This is a genomic window from Jannaschia maritima (genome assembly GCF_030973515.1).
Taxonomy (GTDB): domain Bacteria; phylum Pseudomonadota; class Alphaproteobacteria; order Rhodobacterales; family Rhodobacteraceae; genus Jannaschia; species Jannaschia maritima.
Window position 1 is genome coordinate 204772 of sequence record NZ_JARGZA010000007.1, and the last position, 10103, is coordinate 214874.

Here is a 10103-nt window from a genome sequence, read left to right on the forward strand (position 1 = left end):
TGGGGGCCGCCATGAAATTCTTCGTCGACACCGCCGACATCGACGCCATCCGCGAACTGAACGACCTGGGCATGGTCGACGGGGTCACGACGAACCCTTCGCTGATCCACAAGTCGGGACGCGACTTCAAGGAGGTCACGAGGGAGATCGCCGACATGGTCGATGGTCCCGTCAGCGCCGAGGTCGTGGCGCTGGACGCCGACACGATGCTGGCCGAGGGCCGCCACCTGGCCGAGATCGCGCCCAACGTCTGCGTCAAGGTCCCCCTGACCTGGGCGGGCCTGAAGACCTGCAAGACGCTGACCGACGCGGGCACGCAGGTCAACGTGACCCTGTGCTTCAGCGTCAACCAGGCGCTTCTGGCCGCGAAGGCGGGGGCCACCTATGTCAGCCCCTTCATCGGGCGGCTGGACGACCTGAACCTCGACGGGATGGAGCTGATCCGCGAGATCCGCGAGGTGTACGACAACTTCGCCTTCGACACGCGGATCCTGTCGGCGTCCATCCGCACGGTCAACCACATGAAGGAGGCCGCGCTCGCGGGCTCCGACGTGGCCACCGCACCGCCGGGCGTCATCCGCAAGATGGCGGATCACCCGCTGACCGATGCAGGTTTGCAAGCCTTCCTGAAGGATTGGGAATCGACGGGTCAGAAAATCCTCTGACCCCGCCCGGGGCGTGCTAGCGTCCTCGTCAATCGGCAAAAGACCGTGAACGAGGCACAGATGAGCATCACAGACACCGCGCTTCCGCGCGACGTGCGGGACCATGTCCTGACCGACCCCACCGCCATCCTGGAGGACGACGCCGTGATGCGCGTCCTCCTGGACGCCAACGACCGCAAGCGCGGCGAGAACGTCGTCGACCTGCGCGGCCTGGCGATGGACCGGCTGGAAACGCGGCTGGACCGCCTGACGGACACCCACCGGCACGTCGTCGCCGCGGCCTACGACAACCTGGCCGGGACCAACCAGATCCACCGCTGCGTGCTGGCGATCCTGGACCACCCCACGCTGGCGGACCTTCTCGACGCCCTGGCCGGGCCGATCGCCGACATCCTGGGCATCCATTCCGTGCGCCTGGTGCTGGAGGCGCCGGAAGGCGAGGGTGCGCCCCATCCGTCCGTCACGGTCCTGCCGCCCGGCGGCATCGCGGCGCGGCTGGGCGGGCTGCACGCCCGGGATCTGCGCCCCGTGACCCTGCGCCGCGACGGGGTCGACCCCGTGCTGCACGGGCCCGCCGGAGGCGCCGTCGGGTCGGAGGCGCTCTTGGGCCTGGATCTCGGCGCGGACCGGCGCCCGGGCCTGCTGGCGCTGGGCGCACGCGACGCGGACCTGTTCGCCCCCGGTCAGGCCACCGACCTGCTGGCCTTCCTGGGTGCCTCGACCGAACGCGTCTTGCGCCGCCATCTGGACGCATGACCACGCAGATCAGCCCGGGCCTGCGCGACATGCTCGCGGCCTGGGCGGACCACATGCGCGCGCTCGACGACGCGGCGGAGGCGACGGTCACCGGCTATGGCGCCGATCTGCGGCACTTCCTGGGCTTCATGGCGGACCACCACGGGGGGCCGATGGGGGTCAGCGCCTTCGCCCGGATCACCACGCCGGACATGCGCGCGTTCATGGCGTCCGAACGCCGTCGGGGGACCGGGGGACGGTCCGTGGCACGTCGGCTGTCGGCCGTGAAGTCCTTCACCCGCTGGCTGTGCGAACGCGAAGGGTTCGACCCGACCGCCATCCTCGCCACCCGCGCGCCGCGGTTCCGCAAGCCCCTGCCTCGCCCGCTGCCGCAGGCGGCGGCCAGGGACCTGATCGAGGCGGTGGGCCTGCAGCATCCGACGCCCTGGATCGCCGCGCGCGACGTGGCCGTCGTCACCGTCCTCTACGGCTGCGGGCTGCGCATCTCGGAGGCGCTGTCCCTGACCGCCGCGCAATCCCCCCTGCCCGACATGCTGCGCATCGTGGGCAAGGGATCGAAGGAACGCCTGGTCCCCGTCCTGCCCGCCGCGCGCGACGCGGTGGCCCGATACGTGGCGGCCTGCCCCTATGCGCTGGCGCCGGTGGGGCCGCTGTTCCGGGGCGCCCGTGGCGGCCCCCTGTCGCAGCACGCCGTGTCGCAGGTCGTGGCCAGGACGCGGATGCAACTGGGCCTGCCCGCCACTGCGACCCCCCATGCCCTGCGCCATTCGTTCGCCACGCACCTGCTGGAAGCCGGCGGCGACCTGCGCGCCATCCAGGAACTGCTGGGCCATGCGTCGCTGTCGACGACGCAGGCCTATACGAGCGTGGACGCCGTGCATCTGATGGACGTCTACGCCAAGGCCCACCCGCACGGGGCCTGATGCCGATCAGCCCTCGGCGTCGCGGATCCAGACCTCCACCCGGCGGTTGATGCGGCGCCCGACCTCGTCGGTGTTGCAGGCGGACGGCGCGATCTCGCCGAACCCCTCGGCGGACAGCGTCAGATCCTCCAGGCCCGGAACCCCCAGCGCCTCCAGCTCCCCCTGCACCTGCTCCGCCCGCTCCCGCGACAGGGCGCGGTTGCTGTCGAAGGCCCCGACCTCGTCCGTGAAGCCCACGAACAGGACCTCCGACCCCGCGGGGACGCCCTGCAGGAAGCGGGCCAGCCGCCGCTTGTCGAGGATGCCGCGCTCGTCCAGGCGGGCCGATCCCGTGCGGAAGCGGAACGTCGTGGACAACCGGTCGTAATCGACCATCAGCCCCAGCATCTCGCGCATGATGCCGCCCTCGTAGGGATCCGCATCCGTCGTCAGCAGCATCTGGCCCCGCGCCGATTCCACCGGCTGGGGCTGACGGTCGACGCCCAGGTCGATGAAGCCCGACTTGGCGATCACGCCGTCCGCGGCCTCCGACTGGGTATAGTCCAGGAACGCTTGCGCGGCCGGCGACGTCGCATCCGCGCGATTGTACATGTAGAGCCGCCGCTGGAGCGGATACTCCTCCGTCCGGGCGGCGAAGGCGGTGGGCACGGCGACCAGCTCGCAGGACGTCACCAGGGGGACCGCGCGCGCGCCCCGCTGGAACGCATAGGACACGAAGCCGATCGCGGTCGGGTCGTCGTTGACCGCGGCCGCCATCGCGACGTTGTCGTCCTGGACCACCGCGCCGGGCGGCAGCGGCACCTCGGCGCCGTCGAAGACGATGGTCTCGAACACGGCGCGCGTGCCCGACCCCTCCGGGCGGCCGAACACGGTGATCGGCGCGTCCTCGCCGCCGAGGTCGGACCAGTTGGTGATCAGGCCGCTGAACACGTCGGCCAGCTGGTCCATGGTGATCCGCTCGATCGGATTGCGGGGATGCACGATCACCACCAGGCTGTCGGCGGCGATCACGTGCTCCTGGTCGGGATGGACCATGTTGCCCGCACCGGCGTCCCGCAGCGCGCGGGCCTCCGCGGGACGGATCCGGCGGGACGCCATGGCGATGTCGGTCCCGCCCGCCATCAGGGCGTCGAACCCCCGGCCGGACGTGGTGGACGACACGAACAGCGTGCCCAGCGGATCGCCGAACCCGTCGTCTCCGATCAGCTCGGCGGTCAGGGCATCCGCCGGCCCGTCGAAGACGATCTCGGCCGTCTGGGCGCCGGCATAGCCTTCCAGCAGCAGCGGCATCATCCCCAGGCCAACCGTGTCCGACCCCGCGAAGGTCACGTCGGCGACGGGCCCCGCCTCCCCGGGGTCGGGGCAGGCCTCGCCCGTGCAGGTCACGCCGTCGGCATCGACCCGAAGCTCGCCCAGCCCGGTCCGCACCACATAGGTGTCGCCGTCGAACGCCACGAGCGCGCCGGACACGTCGACGGCGCCGTCGGCCGATTGCAGCGTGACCTCCTGACCCCAGGCCGCGCCGCAGGCCAGACAGCCCAGCAGCGAGGCCGCGATCGTCTTTCGTATCGTCATGGTATCCCCCGGAAGACCGCGCACCCCCCGCGCGCGGGCACGATACAAACCGCCTCCCCCCATCCGAGTCGAGGGGTCATCCTCATTCTTTCGCAATGCAAGTATTCGGCACGCGATCACCCCGCACCGGGTGGCCGTTCGGCGGCCGGCACCTGCGGATCGGTCAGGGTCAGGACCTCGTCCTCCGCGACGGGGTGGATGGGAACCCCTTCCCGCCGGAGGAACACTTCCACCTGCGCGCGCAACGCGCCGTCGCGGGCGTTCAGGTCGGACATGATCCGCGTGATCAGGGCGGTCGCGCCCGCGGCACGGAAGGCGTCCCGGTCCAACCCGTCCCGCCGCCGCGCGGCCCGTGCGTCGTGGGCCGACACGGTCTGCACGACCGCGAACTCCTCCCCCGCCGCATCCGCGAGGCGGTCCAGGGACCACGCGTCCGGGCGGTCGGCGCGGGTCCCCAGCAGCACGGCTCGATCCTTCACCCCCTCCGGCGCGCGCGACCAGGCCGTTCGTTCGGAGGGGGCGAAGGCGGCGGTGCACCAGACGATCAGGTCCGCCTGCCCCGCGACCCAGGCGACGGCGCGGCCCGCGGCGGTGGCCTCCGCGGGGATGGTGGCTTCCAGCAGCGTGATGCGCCGCAGGGCGGGCAGATCGGATTCCAGTTGGGTCATCGCGGGCGGACCGTCGCGCAGCGCGTCCAACAGCGCGCCCACGTCCCCCACCTGCACCCGCGTCCCGTCCGGGCGGGTCAGCGTGGCGCGGCCCGGGGTGCCGTGGATCACGCGCACCACGCCTAGGTCGCGCCCGTCCGGCACGAGGGGCGCGTCCAGCAGGAGGTTCGCGATCCCGGTCTTTCCCACGCCCGACGGCCCGATCAGGGCGACGGAGGCGGGTTGCAGCAGCGCCGCCATCATCCCCTTCGCCCGGTCGCGCACGTCCGGGCGCAGCGTGCCGCGGATCACCGCCATGCGCAGCGCCCGCACCAGTGCCGCCTGCCCCACCCTGTCCGTCATGCGCCCCCCTCCGGCACCGGCGCGGCGCGCAGCACGCGGATCACGACGACCGACAGGTTGTCTTGGTCCGGATCCCCCAGCCGCGCCGTCGCGTCCAGGAGCGCGTCGACCATGGACCCCGCCCGGCCACGCCGCCCGCGATGCAGCAGGCGCGCGACGCAGGCCTCGCCCAGGTTCGCCAGGCCGTCGGAAGCCAGCAGCACCACGTCGCCGTCCCGCAAGGCCATGCCCTCGGTCGGCGCGTCGCGGGCGGGGATCGGCCGTCCCATCACCACGGAGGTCAGCGCCGACCGGTCCGGATGGCGGGCCGCCGCCTCGCGCGTGATCTGCCCGGCCTCGGCCATGCGATCGATCCGGGGCGCCATGGAATGGTCCGCGTTCAGCCGCCGCAGCGCCCCGCCGCGCAGCAGATGCAGCGTGCTGTCGCCCACGGACAGCCAATGCAGCCGGTCGCCCGCCAGGACCACGGCCAGCAGCGTGGCTCCCATCCCCCGCATCGCCGCGTCGGTCGACACCTGCCGCGCCAGGGCATCGTTGGCCGCGTCCGCCGCCCGGCCCAGGCAGGCGGGCGCGATGGCGGGGCGGGCGGCGATCCCGGGGGCATGGAACTTCAGGTCGCCGAACGCCTCCGCCACGACCAGGTGGGACGCCGTGGCCCCCGCGACGTGCCCCCCCATCCCATCGGACAGCACCGCGAAGCCCGTCTCGGATCCGTGCGCGACGTCCACCGCGACCGCGTCCTCCTGCACGGCGCGGGCACCACGGGACAGGCCGCAGGCGGCGTCGAACCGCGCCCGGCCGTCAGACGATCGCCACATCCTCGCGCCCCTCCGCCGGCGCTTCGGACCAGTCGAAGTTGGGACCGCACAGGGTGCGCAGCATCAGCACCGTCTCGCCGATGGCGATCAGGTCCCCGTCGGCCATCGTCTCGTTCGACAGGACGGGGGCGCCGTTCAGGCGCACGATGTTGGCATGCCCGCCGTGCCCAAGCAGGAACGCGCGCGAGGCGGGGTCGTAGACCACGGCCGCGTGGTTGCTGCGCGAGATGGCGGTGTCGCCGAAATCCAGCTGCACCGCCTGGTCGGGACCGCGCCCGATCTGCGCCATGCCCGCCTGCAACGCGAAGGCATGGCCCCGGCCGGGGCCGTCGCGCACGACCAGCCAGCCCACGGGGAACCGCGCCGCAGCCCCCGCGCCGCCGAGGACGGGGGCCGCCGCGAAGGGGTCGCCGGACTCGTCCACCGCCCCGTCGAACCCGATCAGCCGGGTCCGGCTGCGGCGGGTGCGCGCCGTGGGAAGGGGGTCGTGGTCCGACGGGGGCTCGGTGTCGTCCCCGGGCCCCTCTGGCGGATCCTCCGCTTCTGCGGGGGGCTCCATGTCCCAGATGTCGCGGCGCGGGGCGGCCTCCGGGGTCGCATCCCCGGTGCCGGGCGCCGCCGCATCCCGCACGGGGGCGGGGAAGCGGCTGAAGGGCGGCGCGGCCCCCCCGTCGCCTGGGCGGGAGGCGAAGGCGGCGCGGCCCTCCTCGAACGCGGCGATGCGGCGGCGCTTGCGGGCGCGGCCCCCGAAGAGGGCGGAGAAGACACCCATGGCTCTATCCTACTCGGTCGTCGAAGGTCGGGGCCCGACGCCCACGCCGGGCAGCGAAACGGCGTGGAGGGCGTCGCCGCGGCGGATGGCCAGCGCCATCCGGGCCCGCCCCGCCCGGGCGGCCTCGGCGACGACGCGGGGCAGGGACAGGCGATCCGTCAGGCGCAGGTCGCCCGCGACCCGTCCGTGCACGACGTCGCCGGGCGCCACCAGGCCGCGCAGGCGCGACGGCACATGGGTGACGCGCGTGACCCAGACGCCGTCGTCGCGCCGCGTCTCGAAGGCCAACCCGTTCATCAGCATCGTTCGCTGACGGACCGGCAGGGTCAGGACGCGCGCCGTCCGGGCCCCATTCGGGCGGACGACCGTCACCGCGAGGGCGACGGTCCCGTCCGGACCGGGCCGGGCCGCGGCGCGCGCGGCGGCGTCGAAGGCGGCGCGGTCCGGCGCGGGTCGCCCCGCCACCGCCACGACGCGGGTGCCGCCGCCGGGGCCGAGCCCCAGGTTCGGCGGCAGGATTGCCTGCCAACCCGTCAGCATGCCGTCCACCCGCGGCACGACCGGAACGGCCGGCGCCGCCCGGACCATTGCGGGGATGGAACCCGCCGGCCCATCCGGTCGGCCCGGCGCGACGGGGCGAACCGCGCTCGGACGGACGGTCCCGTGCAGCGACGCAACGCGGACGGGAACCGGTTCGGTCACGACGGCGGGCCTTGCGAAGACGGTCCCGGGCCGCGGCGCGGCGGACGGCGGCGGCGGCGCGCCGAACCCGTCCGTCACCCCCGCGGCGCGCAGGGGGACGGGTCGGACGGCCGACGGCGACCGGGCCGGGACCGCGCGCGGGGAGGGCGGCGCGGACGACGCACGGGGCGGGGCCGGCGCCGTGGCCCCGCCGCGCAGGCCGATCTCCGGCGCGGTGGGCTCCACCGCGTCCGCCGGCGCCAGGTCGCGGCGGACCTGCACCACCGTCGCCATCGCGGGGTCGGGGGACGGCGCGGCGCGCAGGGCGCCCGGTGCCGCGACGTCGCCGGACGCGCCGACCTGCCAGGCCAGGCCCGCCCCGACCGCCAGGACGGGAACCAGCGCCAGGCCGGCCAGGCGACCCACGCGGCGGGGCCGCGGCACGGGGGCGTCCAGCGCCGAGAGCCAGTCCGCCGCCCGCCGGGGCCGGTCCGCCGGCTCCAGCGCCAACGCCCGATCCAGCAGCCGCAGCAGGGCCGCGTCGTGCCCCGGCACCCGCCCCGCCAGCGGGCGCAGGGGATCGGGGCGGCCGGCGGCGACGGCGTCCAGCCGGTCCTCCGCCCCGGCGGGAAGGGTACCGCCGATCAGGTGGTGCAGCGTCGCCGCCAGGCCGTACAGGTCGCCCGTGGGATCCTGCCGCGCCGCCGCGCGATAGAACTCGGGCGGGCTGTAGCCGTCCTTGACGGCCCGCATCGCGTCGCCCGCGCCGCCGGGGGCGTGGACGTGGCGGGCCGCGCCGAAGTCGATCAGCACGGGGCGGCCGTCGCCGTCCACCAGCACGTTGTCGGGGGCCACGTCCCGGTGCAGCATGCCGTGCGCGTGAACATGCGACAGCGCATCGAGCAGGCCGCGCACCACCCGGAGGGTCCAGTCGGGATCCACGGGCGCGCCCGCGTCGATCAGATCCTGAAGGTCGGTCCCGCCCACATGGTCCATCGCCATATAGGCCGTGCCGTTCCCCTCGAAGGCCTGATGGACCCCGACGATGCCGGGATGGCGCAGCCGGGCCAGGTGGCGCGCCTCCGCGAGGAACAGCGACGCGATGCGCTCCAGCGTGGCGGCGTGGCGGTCGTCGCGCGGGACGACCCGTCCGTTCGCGCGGCGGCACAGGGCCGCGGGAAAGCATTCCTTTACGACGACGCGGCGGTCCAGGCCGTCCCGCGCCGCATAGGTGATGCCGAACCCCCCCGCGGCGAGGAACCCTTCGACGGCGAACGATCCGCCCGCCAGAACGGTCCCCGCGGGCAGCGCGAAGGCCCTGCCGGTCCCGTCCGTGTCGCTGCGCGCGTGGTCCACCGGCAGACCCCTCCCCCCGGTCGTCGGAAACGGTTCTAACCGAAAGGTGACGATTCTCAAGAACCCGCGTTAACGTTTCCGCCGCGTGGGTGCCGTGCCGCCGATGCGGGGCGGGCACCGGATCGGCGCGGACGCGTTAACCGCGGCGCGCGATGGACCCCGCCCGCGCTTGCCACCCCGCGGGCCCGACCGCTAAGATGCGCCCCGCACCGAGGGAGGCCGCCATCGACGTCGAGGACAAGACCCGCCCCCCCGTCGACGCGCTGCGATACCGGATGCCGCGGGACCTGTACGCGGCACTGCCCGAACTGGCCGAACTGACGCAGCACCGCCCCCGGGGGGAGGAGGACGCGCAGGCCTATCTGGCGCGGCTCCGGTCCAGCACCACCCCGGAGGACGCGGTCACCTTCACCGCCTTCGCCGCCGTGCCGCACATGGCGATTTGGTGGGGCTACGAATCGCTGCGCGAGCTTCCGCAGGCGGTGGGTCCGCGCGACCGCGACCTGATGGGGCTCGTCGCGGCCTGGACGTCCACCCCGACCGACGACCTGCGCCACCGCACGATGCAGCGCGCCTTGTTCGCCCCCGCCCGCAGCCCCGCCGTGATGCTGGGCCTCGCGGTGGGCTGGTCGGGCGGATCGATCGCGCCGATGGACACCGCGCCCGTGCCGCCCGCGCGCGCGCCCCGATCGATCGCGTCGGCGATCCTGTCCGCGCTGGCCCGCGCGCCGTCGGGCCGGCGGTCCGTCCACCTGGCGGGCGTCATCGCCGTGGCCGAGACGATCTGCCGGGGCGCCTGAGCCATGGCGTTGGAGCTGCACCTGGACAACGTCGACCGCCTGCCCGACGGCGGGCCCGTCGCGGTGCCGCTCGACGCGGGGCGCGACATCCAGGTCGGACGCGGCGCGGCGATGGACTGGCAGCTGCCCGACCCCACGCGCCACCTGTCGAGCCACCATTTCGACGTCAGCTTCCGGGACGGGGCGCACTGGCTGATCGACGTGTCCACCAACGGCACGTTTCTGCTGGGCCGTCCCTACCGGCTGGACGAGCCGCACCGCCTGCAGCCCGGCGACCGGTTCCAGGCCGGGCCCTATATCCTGGCCTGCCGGCAGGTCGCGGCGGTGCCCGCCCCGGATGCGCCGGGCGGCGACGGATTGCGGGACGCCTGGCCCGTCGACGACGACCCTTGGGCGGTGGGCGCCCCCCCCCCGCGGGTCCCGGCGCCCCCCGTGCCCGGACCCGTCCCGCCCCCGATCCCCGCGCCCTGGCCCGCGCCGGACGACGATCCCGGCGTCGACCCGGAACTGCCGCCCCTGTCCGCCCTGCCGCGGCCCGACCCGTCGCTCGTCCTCCGCCCCCCGCCGGCGGAGGCACCCCCCCGCGCAGCACCCGCCCCCGACCCCGCCCCGCGTCCGCCCGCCGATCCCGATGCCGTGGTCGCCGCCTTCTGCGAGGGGGCGGGTCTGGACCCGGGCGAATACGGCGACGTCGATGCCCTCGCCCTGGCGCGCGAGGTCGGGGCGGCCCTGCGGGGCACGGTGGCG

The 10103-nt window shown here is 74.7% G+C and carries 10 protein-coding genes; 5 read left to right on the plus strand and 5 right to left on the minus strand.

Features of this window, described 5'->3' with window-relative positions; genetic code table 11:
* Window positions 1–11 precede the first annotated feature (11 nt).
* From fsa to P0084_RS09100, 3 genes are read left to right on the plus strand one after another with little or no spacing between them, the layout of a single operon-like run.
* Window positions 12–665: a fructose-6-phosphate aldolase gene (fsa, locus tag P0084_RS09090; RefSeq protein WP_308916513.1), complete on the plus strand. Its 654-nt coding sequence runs from the start codon at window positions 12–14 to the stop codon at window positions 663–665.
* A gap of 60 nt (window positions 666–725) precedes the next feature.
* Entirely contained in the window at window positions 726–1421 is a 696-nt protein-coding gene (locus P0084_RS09095) for a DUF484 family protein (protein WP_308916514.1), read from the plus strand.
* Window positions 1418–2344, plus strand: a complete 927-nt coding sequence (locus P0084_RS09100) for a tyrosine recombinase XerC (RefSeq protein ID WP_308916515.1) — start codon at window positions 1418–1420, stop codon at window positions 2342–2344. Before P0084_RS09095 ends, P0084_RS09100 begins: the two co-directional genes overlap by 4 nt.
* A 6-nt stretch (window positions 2345–2350) precedes the next feature.
* Here P0084_RS09100 and P0084_RS09105 read toward each other — a convergent pair whose 3' ends face one another.
* The 5 genes from P0084_RS09105 to P0084_RS09125 form a co-directional block, all read right to left on the minus strand.
* A complete protein-coding gene (locus P0084_RS09105; protein WP_308916516.1) occupies window positions 2351–3919 on the minus strand; it encodes a phosphate ABC transporter substrate-binding/OmpA family protein in 1569 nt (522 codons plus the stop codon).
* A 116-nt stretch (window positions 3920–4035) separates the two neighbouring features.
* Complete coding sequence (locus P0084_RS09110) at window positions 4036–4929, minus strand: hypothetical protein (protein WP_308916517.1); 894 nt, start codon at window positions 4927–4929, stop codon at window positions 4036–4038.
* Complete coding sequence (locus tag P0084_RS09115; RefSeq protein ID WP_308916518.1) at window positions 4926–5747, minus strand: PP2C family protein-serine/threonine phosphatase; 822 nt, start codon at window positions 5745–5747, stop codon at window positions 4926–4928. Before P0084_RS09115 ends, P0084_RS09110 begins: the two co-directional genes overlap by 4 nt.
* Window positions 5731–6519, minus strand: a complete 789-nt coding sequence (locus P0084_RS09120; protein ID WP_308916519.1) for an FHA domain-containing protein — start codon at window positions 6517–6519, stop codon at window positions 5731–5733. The genes P0084_RS09115 and P0084_RS09120 overlap by 17 nt, the downstream gene beginning before the upstream one ends.
* A 9-nt stretch (window positions 6520–6528) precedes the next feature.
* Window positions 6529–8556 carry a serine/threonine-protein kinase gene (locus P0084_RS09125; protein WP_308916520.1) on the minus strand — a complete coding sequence of 676 codons (2028 nt, stop codon included), beginning with the start codon at window positions 8554–8556 and terminating at the stop codon, window positions 6529–6531.
* A gap of 197 nt (window positions 8557–8753) precedes the next feature.
* Here P0084_RS09125 and P0084_RS09130 point away from each other — a divergent pair, with 197 nt between their 5' ends.
* Both P0084_RS09130 and P0084_RS09135 read left to right on the plus strand, forming a co-directional pair.
* The gene (locus tag P0084_RS09130; RefSeq protein ID WP_308916521.1) at window positions 8754–9356 is read left to right on the plus strand and encodes a DUF6931 family protein; all 603 of its coding nucleotides are present in this window, start codon (window positions 8754–8756) and stop codon (window positions 9354–9356) included.
* A gap of 3 nt (window positions 9357–9359) precedes the next feature.
* Window positions 9360–10103 (plus strand): type VI secretion system-associated FHA domain protein (locus P0084_RS09135; RefSeq protein ID WP_308916522.1); only part of this gene is annotated, 744 nt, incomplete at its 3' end.

Bases quoted from the DNA above. Each gene is read 5' to 3' on its own strand.
- P0084_RS09105 (WP_308916516.1), bottom strand. From the start codon at position 3,919: ATGACGATACGAAAGACGATCGCGGCCTCGCTGCTGGGCTGTCTGGCC.
- P0084_RS09100 (WP_308916515.1), top strand. From the start codon at position 1,418: ATGACCACGCAGATCAGCCCGGGCCTGCGCGACATGCTCGCGGCCTGG.
- fsa (WP_308916513.1), top strand. From the start codon at position 12: ATGAAATTCTTCGTCGACACCGCCGACATCGACGCCATCCGCGAACTG.
- P0084_RS09120 (WP_308916519.1), bottom strand. From the start codon at position 6,519: ATGGGTGTCTTCTCCGCCCTCTTCGGGGGCCGCGCCCGCAAGCGCCGC.
- P0084_RS09130 (WP_308916521.1), top strand. From the start codon at position 8,754: ATGCGCCCCGCACCGAGGGAGGCCGCCATCGACGTCGAGGACAAGACC.
- P0084_RS09110 (WP_308916517.1), bottom strand. From the start codon at position 4,929: ATGACGGACAGGGTGGGGCAGGCGGCACTGGTGCGGGCGCTGCGCATG.
- P0084_RS09095 (WP_308916514.1), top strand. From the start codon at position 726: ATGAGCATCACAGACACCGCGCTTCCGCGCGACGTGCGGGACCATGTC.
- P0084_RS09115 (WP_308916518.1), bottom strand. From the start codon at position 5,747: ATGTGGCGATCGTCTGACGGCCGGGCGCGGTTCGACGCCGCCTGCGGC.